Annotated in this window: 14 protein-coding genes and 1 tRNA gene; 5 read left to right on the forward strand and 10 right to left on the reverse strand. The window is 38.4% G+C overall.

Annotated elements, in window-relative coordinates; genetic code table 11:
* Positions 1 to 76: 76 nt before the first annotated feature.
* The 8 genes from RM553_RS03850 to RM553_RS03885 form a co-directional block, all read right to left on the reverse strand.
* The gene (locus RM553_RS03850) at positions 77 to 235 is read right to left on the reverse strand and encodes a hypothetical protein (RefSeq protein WP_311533633.1); all 159 of its coding nucleotides are present in this window, start codon (positions 233 to 235) and stop codon (positions 77 to 79) included.
* A gap of 168 nt (positions 236 to 403) precedes the next feature.
* Positions 404 to 1,603, reverse strand: a complete 1,200-nt coding sequence (locus RM553_RS03855) for a hypothetical protein (RefSeq protein ID WP_311533634.1) — start codon at positions 1,601 to 1,603, stop codon at positions 404 to 406.
* Positions 1,569 to 3,518 (reverse strand): prenyltransferase/squalene oxidase repeat-containing protein, encoded by a 1,950-nt coding sequence (locus RM553_RS03860; protein WP_311533635.1) that lies wholly within the window; start codon positions 3,516 to 3,518, stop codon positions 1,569 to 1,571. The genes RM553_RS03855 and RM553_RS03860 overlap by 35 nt, the downstream gene beginning before the upstream one ends.
* Before the next feature lie 29 nt (positions 3,519 to 3,547).
* Positions 3,548 to 4,708, reverse strand: coding sequence for a carboxypeptidase-like regulatory domain-containing protein (locus RM553_RS03865; RefSeq protein ID WP_311533636.1), 1,161 nt, complete (start codon positions 4,706 to 4,708; stop codon positions 3,548 to 3,550).
* A 61-nt stretch (positions 4,709 to 4,769) separates the two neighbouring features.
* A complete protein-coding gene (locus RM553_RS03870; protein WP_311533637.1) occupies positions 4,770 to 4,910 on the reverse strand; it encodes a hypothetical protein in 141 nt (46 codons plus the stop codon).
* Positions 4,911 to 4,927: 17 nt separating this feature from the next.
* Positions 4,928 to 5,053, reverse strand: a complete 126-nt coding sequence (locus RM553_RS03875) for a hypothetical protein (protein WP_311533638.1) — start codon at positions 5,051 to 5,053, stop codon at positions 4,928 to 4,930.
* Between the two features lie 835 nt (positions 5,054 to 5,888).
* Positions 5,889 to 7,151, reverse strand: a complete 1,263-nt coding sequence (locus tag RM553_RS03880; protein WP_311533639.1) for a site-specific integrase — start codon at positions 7,149 to 7,151, stop codon at positions 5,889 to 5,891.
* A gap of 216 nt (positions 7,152 to 7,367) precedes the next feature.
* Positions 7,368 to 7,439, reverse strand: a tRNA-Arg gene (locus RM553_RS03885).
* Positions 7,440 to 7,752: 313 nt separating this feature from the next.
* Between RM553_RS03885 and RM553_RS03890 the strand changes: the two genes are divergently transcribed.
* From RM553_RS03890 to RM553_RS03900, 3 genes are read left to right on the forward strand one after another with little or no spacing between them, the layout of a single operon-like run.
* A complete protein-coding gene (locus RM553_RS03890; protein WP_311533640.1) occupies positions 7,753 to 8,445 on the forward strand; it encodes a DUF2490 domain-containing protein in 693 nt (230 codons plus the stop codon).
* Between the two features lie 48 nt (positions 8,446 to 8,493).
* A complete protein-coding gene (locus tag RM553_RS03895; RefSeq protein WP_311533641.1) occupies positions 8,494 to 9,483 on the forward strand; it encodes a DUF1028 domain-containing protein in 990 nt (329 codons plus the stop codon).
* 20 nt (positions 9,484 to 9,503) lie between these two features.
* Positions 9,504 to 9,860, forward strand: coding sequence for a hypothetical protein (locus RM553_RS03900; RefSeq protein ID WP_311533642.1), 357 nt, complete (start codon positions 9,504 to 9,506; stop codon positions 9,858 to 9,860).
* 72 nt (positions 9,861 to 9,932) lie between these two features.
* Here the strand turns inward: RM553_RS03900 and RM553_RS03905 are convergent, their stop codons facing one another.
* Entirely contained in the window at positions 9,933 to 11,486 is a 1,554-nt protein-coding gene (locus tag RM553_RS03905; RefSeq protein WP_311533643.1) for a M20/M25/M40 family metallo-hydrolase, read from the reverse strand.
* A 135-nt stretch (positions 11,487 to 11,621) separates the two neighbouring features.
* On the opposite strand from RM553_RS03905, the gene RM553_RS03910 reads away from it, so the two are divergent.
* Together RM553_RS03910 and RM553_RS03915 are read left to right on the forward strand one after the other, a co-directional pair.
* A complete protein-coding gene (locus tag RM553_RS03910) occupies positions 11,622 to 14,018 on the forward strand; it encodes a S9 family peptidase (RefSeq protein WP_311533644.1) in 2,397 nt (798 codons plus the stop codon).
* A gap of 37 nt (positions 14,019 to 14,055) precedes the next feature.
* On the forward strand, positions 14,056 to 15,282 hold the full coding sequence (locus RM553_RS03915; protein ID WP_311533645.1) for a cysteine desulfurase-like protein: 1,227 nt from the start codon (positions 14,056 to 14,058) through the stop codon (positions 15,280 to 15,282).
* Positions 15,283 to 15,655: 373 nt separating this feature from the next.
* On the opposite strand, the gene RM553_RS03920 is transcribed toward RM553_RS03915, so the two are convergent.
* Positions 15,656 to 16,798 (reverse strand): cystathionine gamma-synthase, encoded by a 1,143-nt coding sequence (locus tag RM553_RS03920; protein ID WP_311533646.1) that lies wholly within the window; start codon positions 16,796 to 16,798, stop codon positions 15,656 to 15,658.
* Between the last annotated feature and the right edge of the window lie 107 nt (positions 16,799 to 16,905).

The following is a 16,905-nucleotide window of genomic DNA, read 5'->3' on the forward strand; positions in this document are numbered from 1 at the left end:
TTCGGTGGAAGAGTCTCAACTGGAATACCAGATTAGGCATTCCTCCGGCCAGGAATAGCGGGAAAATTTACTTTTCCTAAAATCGCAACTGGACGAAAGCCGGTACCAGGAAGAACTTTTTATCCGCGGCGGTTTGTTCAAAAGAAGCATTCCAAGAATTTACGATCACCGCTGCTGTATTTCGGGCATGCGGATTATGGCCTCCCCAAATATCCAGATGATCGATGCCTGCCATATTCACCCCTTCAGCCTATCCAATGACGATACCGTGAGAAACGGTATTGCACTCTCAGTTAGTAAGTATATCTCTATATAATTTCCGTATATCAATGGAATCATTAAAAAGTGCAACATTTGAATTAATCCAGCCATGCCAAAAAGCAATAATATGAATAGAAATTCTTTAGCCTCTTAATGTATTACCATACTTTTTGAAGTATTCCTTAAGTTTATTTATACAAATTTTTATTATCAAAGAATAAAAAAGAAGAGGCAGGGCAAATTGTGATAAACTTTCCAGGTTTAATTCATTTGTTCCTTCTAATAAACCTAGTATATAGCTTAGAAGATTAATAGGAAAGAAAATAAAAGAATGGCTGTCTAGAATTACCACATAATAAAGAAATGCTACTAATAGAAGATAATTTATTAATGCATATATGGCGAGTAGGATATCTCTTAACGTAATAACGATCTTATTCTTTAGAAATATTGCTTTTGAAAGTTCTCTTAATTTTGATGATGAATTCCTATATAGATTTGGAATACCTACGGCATCGGTTAGAACCCAATAACCATCGCTTCTTAAAAAGGGGTTTAAGTTGAATAATGTTTTCAGAAAAATTAAAAGTCCAACTAGGTATAGAATGTTTGATTTAAAAATTAATCCAATGATTACATATAAGGAGCAAATTAATAATTCAAAATAAATTCCAGCCATATTAACTATTATTCTCTGCCTAGGCCTTAATTTCCATATGTCGGTTACATCTGCAAAATAAACAGGAGAGAAGAGATAAAATCCTCCGCCAATCCCCCCATGCGTAGCTCCAAAGTAGTCTGTAGCCGTTACATGTCCAAACTCGTGTAAAGTTACCGAAAGGAAACCCAGAATCAATAATGGAAGCCATGAAGTTTCCATATCCATAGTCATGATCATTTGATATTTATCAATAATTCCAAAAATTATAACTACTAAAGACATTATTAGTAGGCTTACCATTACTTTGGGTTGAAATAAAAATTTCAAATAAGGAGTTATTTTGGATATGATTTTGGGAGGAATTACTATAAAACTAAGCTTCAAATAACTTGGTTTTTTTTTATGGTGGACTTTAATATCACTTCTTTTAATTATACCATATTTCCCTAAATTTTCATAAAGAATTGCATAAATAAATTCCGTATCACAGCCATCACCAACTTCTATGGCTAAGTCGTGCAAATTCTTTCTTCCATCAATTTTTTGAAGAAGTTGATATAATTCGTTAGAAATCTTTATTCTGTGGTTATATTCTTTTTGATGAACAAAATAAGAATCACTTGAGAATTGATGATAAGTTATATCTTCAGATATTTGCGGTATTAGCAAATGCTTTTTCATAGCTAGTTAATGTTCCTAAAATAGATACTGTAGTAAACAGTCGGTTAAATTCTCGAGCTCGAACCGAGGTACCATGCGTACTTATCGGGAAGTACTTATCATTATCTTTTTCTGCCGGATCTGGTATTTGTAATGAATTTGAATTCTCCCACGAGCCATCTGAATATTGATTTTTCAGAAGGAAATTAATTCCTTTATGGAGATGATTTTCAAATTTTTTGCAATTGTGGATTAAAATTTCAAGAGCTAGTGCAGTAATAAAAAAATTAGGACCGTATTTGTCCGAAAAACTTCCATCCTCATTTTGAATGTCAGCTATTTTATTAGCAATTTTATTTACTACCGAAGTCTTCTTTAATAAGGAATAACTTTTACAAAGATAATATAGGGTATATATGTTGCTAGTCCACCAAAAGGATTTTACCGAATCATTACGCAAATGTCTATTAAAAAAGTTGTTTAACTTAGAATGCTCCAAAGGAAACTTTTCAGAAATAGTTAAATAATAAAATGATACGGCACTTACACATTGATGACCAGAGATCCATCTCGTAACATTAGAGATCTTTTCATCCGCTAATGATTTTTTTAGAAGATTTGGGCTTTTATACGTTGAAAATCCCTGATCATTTTTAAAGAATTTAATCCATTCATTTAATGCTGAATCATCAAAAGGAAGACCTTTTAAAAAAAAACTGAGCAGCACAAAGTTGGTAGTGTCAGCATCACCAATCCAGGTTGAATTATAACCCCAGATATTTTGTTTAGAATCCTTAAGGAAAGATATGGCTTTTAGAACTTCCGGTTCAAAAGCATCAGCCAAATTTTTCTCCGACAATTTACTGGTAATATATGCTGTTGACCATATATCACTTATTCCTCCCTGATTGACATACTCTTCCCAGGAGCCATCTTCATTTTGTGAATTCCTAAGAAAATCGATGGCGCTATATATGCCAGCGTTTATGTTCTGTTCCGAGTTTTTTTTATCTGATAATGTAATTTCCCTATTTAATCTTTTTAAGTAGTTATCAATTTCTACTATGGATGAATGAAACTTCCTTTTCAGCATGTTAATCTCAAAGATCCATTGCGGAACTTCAATATTTTTCACTTCCAGTATAGCCTTATCTAGATATTCTATAGCACCAGTGAATAACTTCTTTGCATGACCCCTTATATAAAATAGCTTATTTAGTTCATCTACAGAAGTAGATTCTGAAATAGACTTACCCATTTCCTTTACCGCTAAATTAAATTGGCCATTCTTAAAATCTTCCTTAAAATCCAGCACATCATCATTTATCTGAAACGCTACCGAGAAATAGCTATGAGATTTGAGTAATTTCTTAAAATCTTTTTCCTTGATTTCTCCAGAAGCTACGAATAGTGCATCTATGGCCGACTTTCCAAAAGCGGCTTTAAAATCAGCGAGTTCATGATATTTCTGCAAGGAGATGTTTGCTCGAGTTTCAAAAAGCTCCTTTTCAATCTGAATAGCTTTTAAGTATTCCTGCCTTCTTAAATTCCATAAATTCCAGTACCCACTATCAAGGTCAAAGATTGAAGCCATTATTTTAGTGGCCTCTTCCTGGCATAGCAGGGCCAGGAATAATCCTTTTTTAGAATTTTTATCAATAATATTATCGAGAAACAGCGTAGATCTGTAGTAAAGATACCCGGCTATACAGAGCAGCTCAATATCCTTTGCTTCCAGTTTATTAAATGCTGAAGAAAAAAGCCTGGGGTAATAAATATAAAAAATTGGATTACCCTCTATGAACTCATCATCTGCAATAATTTTTTTAAAGGAATCTTCTATAGGAAGATTCGCCACATAAGAAATAAATTTCTCTTTAGAATATGATGCAATATCTTTATTCCATAGCCTTGTATTTTCCGTTCCTGCCACCATAGTTTATCAATCAGTAATGCACTTAAATTTTAATTGGATAGGTTAGATATGGTCTTATATTCATTCTTTTTATCGCTATCAAGATTTTTCAGAAATTCTTTCATATCCTTTGTTAGGAGCAATTGATTTTGATTTTCCCAAAACATTGGATCATATTCCTTACTTATTTTAAAAATATCCCTATTAAGGGAGGTATTATCTCTTACTTTATAATCCCCTTGATTTCCTGCAATCCAATAATATTCAGCGGTATAGTAAGCTGATACGCCATCCTTATTTATTACTTCTACCTTAGCGGTGAGTTTGGCTATATTTAAATAATGCTTATTGTCTTTAGCATCTTTTCTAAATTTTACATCCAGCTCGTAATAATATGTTCGGTATTTAATATCACCTCTTTTACTAAAGGCTTTATCATTTTCCTGATTGAGCATATAATATTCATGGAAGGCATTATCTTCCTGATCCACCAGATAATAACCGACAGATTTTAATTTGGAATCTTCTTTAGGAGTGAAATTGTATTTAATAAACTCTCTATCTTGGGAAAATGTTAATTCATAATTATATAGTTCAGGACTCATATAGAGTGAAATCATGGCTTCAAAAAATTCATTAAAACTGAACATTTCAAAATATACATCTCCCTTTTCCTCAATTCCTGCTTTGCGCATATTTTTAATCTCAACAACATAATTTTTCTTAGGCATTGGACTTTTAGAGGTCGAAAAGAGAGTTTGACGTTCAAGAAGACCATTTAGATCCTGTAGTTTAACAATCTCATTATCTTTTTTTAAGACACATCTCATAAAAAATGTCTCTGCAAATGGCTCCAAAGGATAATTAACTAAGATTTTTTTAAAAACTCCTTTTATAGGTTCATCTATATCCGATATCATTACCTCATCTAGCTCCATGAATTTACTTTTAAGGTATACGGTATCTTTATTAAAATTTTTTATTGGAAGCGTTTTCTTCTCATACCCCAACAAGTTAAAACTGACTAAAGAGTCATTAATATTAAACTCAAACCTTCCATCTGCATTGGAGGAGGTGCCTTTTTCTCCATTAAAAACATCAACAAACTCTAAAGGCTTATGATTGTCCTTATCAAGTACAACACCACTTACTTTTGTCTGAGACACTACGGCTAAAGGAAAACTTATTAGTAGAAGCACGAAGAGTTTCATAGTATAATTAAATTTGATTATAAAGGAGGAGCAGTTCCCTACCACCTCCTTTAAAACTTGGTTAAACTTCAAATGTTACAGATCCTCCATAACCTTCATAATCGGCGCCTACCTCCACACTTTCAACCCACCTGCCCATTTCGAAGCGGTTCTCCAATTCTTCTACTTGAAATTTTTCAGCTAATTGTTTTTCTTTACTCATAATAGAATATTATTTAACTATTGAACATCAAATTCAGCATCCCCATAGGGTGTTTGAACTTCTACTTTTTCGGCCTTCCAACCCATTTCAAAACGAGTTTCTAGCTCTTCTGTTTCAAATTTAGAGATCAGTTTTTTCTCCATAATTTAGATATTTAAATTTTCCTACTCTAGAATACGGTTTTCGGAATCCCCGTTTGGATAATCTCTGATAAACCATAAAATTTAGTACCAGTTGGGTAATTTGCAGGTATTAATTTTCTTATTTCCAGTCCGATATTTAAAATCCTTTGATTTTCAACCTCTATCAAAATTAAAACCAGGCTCACAACTGCTTAATAATAAGTTTATTGGCATATATTATATAAATAGAATTCTAATTAGACATGAAATTAAATTTATTCGAACCTCTCATTTAGCCAACTTACATAGATAAGATAAGCTTTAGGTAAGATGAAACCATACATATGTTACGGTTTTCCTTCCTTGTAAACATTTGTTCATTTCTAGGTATCCCATACTAAAACGGTGAAAACTGTGGCAACGATTTATCTGGGTAACGCTCTTATAGAAGCCTTGAGTTGTTACCTAAAGCAATAAAAAATTCCTACAGAACATTCCTCTTTAACAATAGCGAAAACACCTCCAGTTTAATATTGGACGTTTATAAAGGAAAAGAAGTTACTTTTCGAACTGATGAAATACCAATATGGGTGGATAAATATTTTCTAAAGCTGTAACTAATCAATATCCTGAATTATTTACCTGATCATCGCAAAAAAAGATTTGGTAAACCTCTCCTTACCTCCTCTATATTAGTCTTTCCGGAAGCCGGCATTTTTGATTTTCTAAGGTGAATTATTCAGAATAAACCTGCCTGGGCAAAAAACACACCAACTACTATAATCCTTGCTCAAGAAGAAATAGATTATCAAATAACGAAAGTTATGAAAAAATAACTTTTGATTTAAATACTATTTCAATTGATGTCGGTTAGACCTTCACCTTCTTCGCTTTTATCATTATCCATTTTCTTCTGAAGCAAATCCATATCATCGCTCAACTTGCGCTCTACTACTTTAGCATAAATTTGGGTAGTAGAAAGTTTTTTATGACCCAGAATTTTTGAAACCGTTTCGATAGGAACCCCGTTAGATAAAGCAACAGTAGTCGCAAAGGTATGCCTGCCTAAATGAAAGGTGAGATGTGTTGTTACCTTAGATAATACTGCGATTTCTTTCAGATATTGGTTTACCTTTTGATTGGATATTACTGGCAAAAGCGTACCCTCCTTCTTGCAGCTAGGATCATCCTTGTAATTTTCAATTATTTTTGCAGCCTTCTTTAGTAGCGGCACTTTTACTGAATTCCCGTTTTTCATACGCTTTGTCACTATCCACAACTTTCTATCTAGCCCGATGGTAAGATTTTGAGGTTTTAGAAGAATAATATCTCCAAAGCCTATCCCGGTGTAACAACTAAATATGAATAAGTCCCTGACTTTTTGCAACCTATTGTTCTTTAACACCGAATTTTCAATAGCGTTTAAATCTTCAACAGAAAGAAATTCTCTTTCCCGAGGTTCTAATGTGGATTGAAAATTTAAAAACGGATTTTTTTCAATCCATTCCATTCTGTACGCAAGGGAAATCATTTTCTTTAAGCGTTGAATGTGCTTCATTACAGCGTTATGCTGTAGTCTCTTTTGATAATGCCTTGGTTTGACCGATCTCAGGTAATTTTCAAATTTTAGAATGAAATTATAATCCAGCTCCTGTAAATAATAATCCTTTCTACCATATTCTTTTTGCACGAATTTCCGAATATAGTTCTGACTTGTAGAATAAAGCCGCCTGGTATTTTGTCTAAGTTTTGAAAAACATGTATTGTTATGATATTCGAAAATATCCTCTAAAGAATAAAGTCTTTTTTCATCACCTACATATTTTCGTTTAATATTTTCCAGGGATAGAACCCTACCCTCTATTCTTAATTCTTGATAACATTGAAAGAACCTAGAGTATTCCTGGTCTAGGAACTCATTTAGCTCTAAATTAAAAGGGTCAGTTCCCTCCACCCGTTGTCTTGAAGAGCTCCATAATTCTATATCAGCTTTTCGTTTTAAGCTGATATTTAATTTCCTGTTATTCAGTGTAATACGGGCATAAATAGGGGCCTCACCGTTCTTAGTCCTCTGGATATATATCCAAAAAAGTACTGAAAATGTTGACGAATTCCTCATGATCTGACATGTTTAGGTTAAACCTTATTCTGAAAGTCAAATCAGTGAGAGCGCAGGTTTACGCCTTTTCAAGATAGGAATTTTTATTGACAAAATGTTGACGATCTGCGTTTCAAAATGCATGAATTCAGATGATATCAAATAACGCCAAAACACACTAAAACCTTGAAAATCATACGATTAACAAGGTTTTAGTTTTGCTTAAAATGCTCCAAGTAGCCTCACCAGGAATCGAACCTGGATCTAAAGTTTAGGAAACTTCTATTCTATCCATTGAACTATGAGGCCAAACCGGGCACAAAAATAATAATGTTTTCAGAAATACATGAATCTACTGCCTAAAACTTCAAAATTTAGTTGAACTTATTATTATTTTTAGCCTGCAACCCTTCGGAGTGACGAGCAAATTATGCGCTTCGCAGTAACGCAATAGACTTTAGTGAATATGAAGGCAGCAAGGTCAGCATTTCTGTTGAAAAAAATTAAAGCTTATCCTTTAGATGGAGGGCCTGAGTACCTGAATTTTAAACAGTACAAAAAGCAGAGTAAATTGCTTCTTACCTCCGGGAGTGCTATTTTCGCAATTCAAGAAAAAACTATAATGAAACGTCATCTTTACCTCCTTCTACCCATTTTTCTATTAAGTTTTACCAGCACTTCTGCCCAAATTAATGAGGAAAAAGTAGGAGCCTGGTACATGTACTTCTGGAATACTCAGCTAAAAGAAAGCAATTTTGGACTGCAGGGAGATGTACAGTATCGCAACTGGAATCTTGGCGGAGACCTGCAATTATTAATCCTAAGGGGAGGTCTCAATTATTCCATTCCGGACACTAATTTAAAGCTGAGTGCCGCGTATGGGCATTTTACTTTTGGCGCCTTTGGGGAGAGTGACACCACTGTAAATGAAAACCGGACACAGGAAGATATCCTATTTTCTCATCAGCTTGTGCAACGTTTATTTTTTCAGCACCGCCTGAGGTTTGAGCAACGCTGGATCGAAGAACAGGATTTCAGGACCCGTTACCGGTATAATCTGGCTCTTAAAATCCCTTTGAACCAGCCCAACCTACAGAAGAATTCATTTTACTTAGTGTTTTCAAATGAAATATTTTTTAACGGTGAGAAAGATACCGGCATTAGTAGTGTGGATGCTTTCGACAGAAACTGGCTTTTCGGTGGCCTGGGCTATACAATTCTTGATAATTTAAAAATCCAAATGGGATATATGCAGGAATCAACCAATAGTGTAAACAAAGGCCAGTTGGAATTAAGTTTACACCATTCCTTCTAATTCTTATTGAAGGATTGCATATATTTAAATCTTTAACACCCCTTAAATATGAACAAATATATACTCTCTTTATTATTGATAAGTATGAGTACCGCTTTTAGTTTTTCTCAAAATCCTGAAATTAAAAAAGACCCTTTTGCCCACACTTTTTCCATTGTTGCCCGGGACACCGCAACAGGTGAGATGGCTGTTGGCGTACAAAGCCATTGGTTTTCAGTTGGATCGCTGGTTTCCTGGGGTAAATCCGGTGTGGGGGTGGTGGCGACCCAGTCCTTTGTGAATCCCGCCTATGGTCCAAAAGGCCTCGCGCTTATGGAACAGGGAAAAACTGCCGATGAGGCGCTGGAGATCCTTGTGAACAATGACGACGGAAGGGCTTACCGCCAGGTGGCATTTTTGGATATGGAAGGAAACACTGCCGCCTATACAGGTGAAAATTGCGTGGAGGCGGCCAGTGACATTAGCGGGGAGAATTTTTCAGTTCAGGCTAATATGATGCTGAATGATAAAGTAGTTCCTGCCATGGCTGAAGCTTTCTACCTCAATTCCAAACTTCCCCTGGCGGAAAGAGTGGTGGAAGTTTTACGCGCTGCTCAAAAAGCAGGTGGCGATATCCGCGGAAAACAGTCAGCGGCATTAATTGTGGTTGGGCCTGAAAAAGCTGAAAATCCCTGGGAAGACAAGAAAATAGATTTACGTGTAGACGACAATCCCAATCCTGTAGAAGAACTTTCCAGGCTGCTGAAAACGGCCAGGGCATATGAATTTATGAACAAAGGCGACCTTGCTGTGGAAGAAGGAAATATAGACAAGGCATTGAAAGCTTACGGCACGGCAGAAAATATGTTTCCTGAGAATCTGGAGATGAAGTTCTGGAAGGCAGTAGCCCTTGCCAACAGTGGCCGGCTAGAGGAAGCTCTTCCAGTTTTTGAAGAGGTTTTTGAAGAAGATGAGAATTGGAGGGAAATGCTTACCCGGTTACCAAAAGCAGGATTACTGAACATTTCTGAAGAAGAAATAGAAGAAATTATCGATTAGTTCAATCTGAAAACATTGTTATGAAGAAGTTTATTTCAAAAACTGTATTTTTTCTCATTTTAGCCGCAGGAATGTTTTCCTGTAAAGACGCTGAAGCCGAAAAAGAACCGGCTTCCACACCTTCCGTAGAATCCAGTTATCTCAACAAGGAAAAAAGTACGAATAGCGAAGTGGCCTACAATCCCGCACATGGCCAGCCAAACCACAGATGTGATTTGCCTGTTGGCGCGCCATTGGGAAAGGCTACCACTAACGCATCTGCTCCGGCTTCAACACAATCTCCGGTAAGGTTAAAATCGGCTACCCCAAAAGTAAATCCTCCACACGGGGAACCGGGGCATGATTGTTCAGTTCCCGTTGGCGCGGAATTGAATTAAAAGAATTAAAAATAAAAGCAGCCAATGATCTTCAAAAATGAGGAAACTGGCTGCTTTTATTGTTTGAAGAGTTCAATCCAGGCCTCCACGGCGTGTGGCATCCCGGGCTTCAGGCCACGTCATCTGCTCACCCGTCCTTCTGTCTACCGGCAATACACGTTGCTCTCTTGAAGTTTTTTCAGGGTCCTCACTGGCTTTATAAGCTAAAATCGCGGTGAGGATCACATTGTCCTGTACATCATCAAAAACAATTTTATCGTAAGTATCGCGGTTGGTGTGCCAGGTATAATTCCAGTAATCCCAACTAAGTGAACTCAGGTTGAAAGCAGGAGCCCCGGCCGCCACAAAACTGGCATAATCTGAACCTCCCCTGCCGGGAGTGCCGGGAAAATGGGTTTCTATGCGATCAGAAATTTCATCAGGAACGGCGTTTAGCCAGTCTCCCAGATAATCATAGGCATTTAAAAATCCGTTTCCAGAAAGGTTTACCACGCGCCCGGTACCATTATCCTGGTTAAAAAGGGCCTGCAAATTATCCACAATTTCGGGATGGTCCTTTACAAATGCCCGGGAACCGTTTAAGCCCTGCTCCTCGCTGCCCCAGTGGCCGGCAATAATTGTTCTTTTAGGATTGGGATAAACTTCTTTAAGGATGCGCATGGCTTCCATCATAACCATTGTGCCGGTGCCATTATCTGTCGCGCCGGTTGCCCCGTCCCAGGAATCAAAATGAGCCGAAAGGATTACGTATTCTTCCGGTTTCTCTGTGCCTTCAATTCTGGCAATCGTGTTAAAAGTGGGAACTTCGCCTAAATCTTTAGATTCCGCCACTACTTTTATTTCAGGTTGATCTCCATTTTCTGCCAGCCTGTAAAGCAAGCCGTAATCTTCCAGGGAAATATCTATACTGGGGATTTCCTCGGTGTAAGCACCAAAAACCTTATTTACCCCAAAACCACGAGACCAGTTGGAAGTAATAATTCCGGCAGCACCGGCATTTTCAAGAGCTTTGGGCAATTCCCTTCTGCCATAACCAGTGTTTTCCATGCGGGTATCCCACAAATTGTCCAGAGAATCCCTTTCCGCTTTCATCTTCTCAAAAGATTTTTCCGTAGCCCATTCCTCCCAGTTATCATCTGGCCTTCCTGTAGGCTGTGGCATAGAGATCATCACAAATTTTCCTTTTACTGAAGAAATCATTTTTTTGAATTCCAGAGAATCTGAAGCCTCGGGAAGGATCACCACCTCTGCGGTTACCCCCTTTTTTCCTGTAGAAGGGCTCCAGGCAAGTTGCCTTCCAACCAAAGTGCGCAGCCTTGGACTAACCATATCTATATGGGTAATTCCTCTTTCCCAGCCTTTCCATGTTCCCCATTGCTGATTTTCAGCATCTATGCCCCAGCTTTTGTATTTTTCCACCGCCCAGTCGTGGGCATTTCTCATCTGTGGCGTCCCCACCAGCCTTGGCCCCACCACGTCCAGCAGCTCATGCCCTATTTCTTTTAATTTTGAATTGGTATTGGCTTCATTAATAATATCCTGTACCACCTGGTCCTGCTCTTGTGCAAAAAATACAGCGGTGGAAAAGAGAAACAGGAATGATAAAATTTTTGTTTTGCTTTTCATTTAAAAGGGAAGGTTAAAATTAGGTGTTCCAAATATATCATTTAAAATTGAAGCTTTTCTAGGCGCTATTCAATTTTAGATTTAAAATTCATAGCATTTTAAGTATATTGCCGTTTATACTCCAATAAAAATTTCATGAATAACATTTTTATTCCGTTTAATGCAACAAAAAGAGTGGTTCTTTTTTTGCTGTTTTTCGGCCTCTGCATTTCAGCCAATGCCCAACAAAGTGAACTTTCCGTAGAAAAAATTATGCAGGACCCTTCTTGGATGGGGACTTTCCCTTCAAACATCAGGTGGGGCGTAAATAGCGAAAACATCTACTTTGATTATAATCCGGAAAAAAATACTTCAGATTCGCTTTATAAAATCAGCCTGAAAAACAGGAATGAAATTCAAAAGGCTGAACTTCAGGAAAAAAGAAATATGGTTCCGCAGTGGGGTGATTTCAACAAAAAAAGAACTAAAAAGGTTTATACTGAAAATGGCAATCTGGTGCTTTACGACTTGAAAGGTAAAGAAGCCACCGAAATACTGGACCTTGACAGCGAAATAGATGATGCCATGTTTCTTCAGGATGAAGATAAAATTTCTTTTGTTTACAACGATAATGCTTTTATCCTGAACCTCGAAAACGCGCAAATTCATCAGCTTACCCACATAAGAAAAGGAAAGAAAAAAGAAGAAAAAGAGCCAGAACTTTCAGATCAGGATGCGTGGCTGGAAAAGGAAAATCTGGAGCTGCTGCAGGTGGTAAATGAACGCAAAGAAAAAAAGAAAAGTGCTGAAAACTACAGAAAATCTGTTGCTGAAGAAGAACCTTTCACCTTTTACCTTGGCGAAAATTCCCTGCGCCGGCTACAGGTTTCGCCGAATGCCAGCTATGCCGCTTTTCAGTTGGTAGACCGTGCCGAAAATAAAAACACCGAGGTTCCGAATTATGTGGATGAAAGCGGGTACACCGCAAATCTTCCCGCCCGCAGTAAAGTAGGAGAAGCAAGCGATAAAGTAGAACTGGCTATTTACAATGCTGAAAAGGACACGGTTTTTATAGTAGACACTTCTGCACTGCCGGGAATTACAGATTTGCCAGATTATACTGAAGATTATCGCGATAAGGAATGGGAGAAAAAAGAAAGACAGGTAATTCCATCAGGAACCTACTTTTCTGAAAATGGTGAAAAAGCCGTGGTAAATTTACGATCTGCCGATAATAAAGACCGCTGGATCGCTGAAGTTAACCTTGAAACAGGAGCTTTAAAGGTTCTGGACCGCCAGCATGACGATGCATGGATTGCCGGCCCCGGCGTGGGTTATACTTACTGGGGCGGCGGAACTATGGGCTGGCTGCCGGACAATGAGCATATCTATTTTCAATCTGAAGAAACGGGATTTTCCCATCTCTATCTTCTGGATGTTGAAACGGGAACTAAGAAAGCGCTCACCAAAGGAAATTATGAAGTTTTTGATCCTTTTCTTTCCAACGATAAAAAGTCCTGGTATTTAACCACTTCTCAAGTAGATGCCGGAGAACGCCATTTTTATAAAATGCCTGTAATGGGTGGCAAAATGGAGCAACTTACGCAGATGACGGGGAAAAACGAGGTGTATTTATCTCCTGATGAAAAATATATGGCTATTCTGCATTCTTCCAGTAATCAACCGGAAGAGCTTTATCTTAAAAAAACTAATTCTAATGCCGAACCCGAACAACTAACTTCAGGAGAAAGCGAGGCCTTTGCTTCCTATAACTGGCGGGAACCAGAATTTATTAAGTTTGAAGCTGAAGACGGGGCAATGGTGCCGGCAAGGTTATACCTTCCGCAGGAAAATGTAAAAAACAATGCGGCCGTGGTTTTTGTGCATGGCGCAGGTTATCTTCAGAATGCCCACAAGTGGTGGTCCAGTTACTTTAGGGAGTATATGTTCAATAACATGTTGACCGATCTTGGCTACACGGTTATTGATATTGATTATCGCGGCAGTGCCGGTTATGGCCGCGACTGGAGAACGGGAATTTACCGCCATATGGGCGGCAAAGACCTCAGCGACCAGGTAGATGGGGTTAAATATCTTATTGAAAATTATGATATCAATCCTCAAAAAGTTGGGATTTACGGGGGCAGCTATGGGGGCTTTATCACCTTAATGGCCATGTTTACCGAACCGGAAACTTTTCAAGCCGGTGCCGCCCTGCGTTCGGTTACCGACTGGGCGCATTATAACCATGGCTATACTTCTAATATATTAAACGAACCAGCCTTAGACCCTATCGCTTACCGCAGATCTTCCCCCATTTATTTTGCTGAAGGCCTGGAAGGTGATTTGCTCATAGCCCATGGAATGGTAGATACCAATGTGCATTTCCAGGATGTGGTAAGGCTGGCACAACGGCTTATTGAATTAGGAAAAGATGATTGGGAACTTGCCGTTTATCCTGTAGAAAGTCACGGTTTTGTTGAGCCCAGCAGCTGGACCGATGAATACAGCAGAATACTGGAATTATTTAACGAAAGTTTGCTCAACAAATAAAGAAGCACCTATCTAAATCTAACCTATACCTTAAACTATGGATATTGAATTTGTACGCAGGCAATTTCCTGCCCTGGACCGCGATTTTATTTTTATGGACAATGCCGGCGGCTCCCAGGTACTGGGAAAGGTTATTGAAAGAATTTCAGGATATCTTACTCATCATAACGTTCAATTAGGAGCTTCTTATAAAGTTTCCCGGGAAGCCGGTGAAAAACTCGCGTATGCCAGCAAACAAATTTCAAAATTCGTAAATGCTTCCCGGCCTGAAGAAATGGTGATAGGGCCTTCCACTTCTATGCTGCTGCGCATTCTAAGTTTATGCATTAGCAAGGAATGGCAAGCCGGTGATGAGGTAATTGTTACCAATACAGACCATGAGGCAAACGTTTCCTGCTGGACAGACCTTACAAAAAAAGGGATCAATATAAAAATATGGAAAGCCAATCCCGATACCCTGGAACTGGAATTAAAAGATTTAAAAGCCTTACTCTCCAACAAGACAAAACTGGTGGCCATAACACATTGCTCCAATATCCTCGGCACAATAAATCCTGTTAAGGAAATTACCAGCATGGTTCACAATGCTGGGGCTTTAATTTGCGTGGATGGCGTTGCCTACGCCCCGCACAGGCAAATTGATGTGACAGATCTTGATGTGGATTTCTATGTTTTTAGCTGGTACAAAGCTTATGGGCCACACCTCGCGGTAATGTATGGCAGGTACGATCTACTCTACGAAATGGACGGCATCAACCATTATTTTTTTAAGAAGAAAGATGTTCCTTATAAATTCCAGCCGGGAAATTTAAATTTTGAACTCACCTATAGTTTACTGGGCTTAACCGAATATTTCCAGGAAATGTACAAACATCATTTCCCCAAAATTTCCGCAGGTTCTTTTCAGAAGAAAGTGGAAAAAGTTTATGAGGTTATGAGCAGCCATGAAGAGGAGTTAAGCGGAATCCTTCTTCAGTATTTAAATGAAAATCCTAAAATCCGTATTATAGGCTCTCCTTTTTTCAACAAAGACAAGCGGATCCCTACAATTTCTTTTGTGCATTCAGAATTGAAAAGCGATGAAATTGTAGAACAAATTGACAAATACCGGATAGGAATCCGCTTCGGGGATTTTTACGCTAAAAAACTGATCCATGATTTAAACCTGGAAGGAAAAAACGGAGTAGTGAGAGTAAGCCTGGTGCATTACAATACCAAGGCTGAAGTAGACCGCCTGGTTTGGGCATTTTCGAAGATACTCTGATGAAGTGGAAAGTTTGAAGGTGAAAAGTTAAAAAGGAAAAGAGTGAAGAGTTCTTGGTTCGAAAAAAAGCTCCCCTCCTTTTAAGGAGGGGTGGCCGAAGGCCGGGGTGGTTATTGCATGTTTAAATTTTCTTTTTGTTCGATACTTTCAGAAAGTAAAAAAAGAAAGCCTTTACCTTTCCGACTTAATATTCTGCCGAAGATTAAGCCAGCGTCCCTTAAAAAAGGGAAGGAGATCTTTTAGCTCCTTTTCTGCTCCCATCCTTTTTCAAGGAGGGGTGCCCGAAGGTGGTAATCTGATGTTGATTTAAAAACAAAAAAGTCCAAAGCTGAAAACTTTGAACTTTTAAACATTATACTTTCAAACTAAAACATTACTCCAATGCCTGTTTTAGATCTTCAATAAGATCTTCCTCGTCTTCCACTCCAACACTAAGCCGAATTAGAGAATCTACCACTCCGGTTTTGGCACGTTCTTCCATAGGGATAGAAGCATGCGTCATACTTGCAGGATGGCCGGCAAGTGATTCCACTCCCCCAAGGGATTCGGCAAGGGTGAAAACTTTAAGATTTTCCACCACTTTCACGGCGCTTTTCAGCGTGTTTTCAGCAGTGGTAAAAGAGATCATTCCGCCGAAGCCTCGCATTTGTTTTTTAGCGATCTCATGGTTGGGATGGTCTTCAAATCCCGGCCAGTACACTTTATCCACTTTTGGACTGGATTTCAGGAATTTTGCCACAGCTTCCCCATTTTCACAATGCCTTTGCATCCTAAGGTGCAGGGTTTTAATCCCGCGAAGCACAAGAAAACTATCCTGTGGGCCACATACTCCACCGCTCGCGTTCTGAATAAAATATAATTTTTCGGCCAACTCCTCGTCTTTTACCACTAAACTCCCCATAACCACATCGCTGTGGCCACCAAGGTATTTGGTGGCACTGTGCATCACAATATCAGCTCCCAAATCTAAAGGCTGTTGCAGGTAAGGAGTGGCGAAAGTATTATCTACCGCCAGCAGAACATCTTTCTCTTTGGCGATTTTCGCCACGGCTTCAATATCAATCACATTCATCATTGGGTTAGTTGGCGTTTCCACCCAGATGAGTTTTGTTTTATCGTTTATATATTTTTCTATTCCATCGGCTTCCTGCATTCCGATAAAATGAAATTTTATGCCCCATTTTTCAAAAATGGAGGTAAACAGCCGGTAAGAACCACCATACAAATCGTTTGTGGAAATAATCTCATCACCGGGCTTAAATAATTTCATCACCGCGTCTATGGCAGCAAGGCCAGAGCCAAAAGCCAGTCCATATTTGCCATTTTCAATACTGGCCAGGGCATTTTCCAGGGCAGCCCTGGTAGGATTTCCACTTCGGCTGTATTCAAAACCTTTGTGGCCGCCGGGCGTACTTTGGGAATAAGTGCTGGTTTGGTAAATAGGCGGCATCACAGATCCGTATGCCGGGTCTGTATTTTCCTGTCCGCCGTGGATCGTTTTGGTATTGAATTTCATTTATTGCTGATTTTTTAGCCCTTTTTTTCCCTTCCGAAGAAAAGAAACAGGCAATTAATATTTTTCTATTAAAGGTTTATCTTTCGCTCAAATGTACTATAGATGTT

Source organism: Autumnicola tepida, assembly GCF_031846485.1.
GTDB classification, from domain to species: Bacteria; Bacteroidota; Bacteroidia; order Flavobacteriales; family Flavobacteriaceae; genus Autumnicola; species Autumnicola tepida.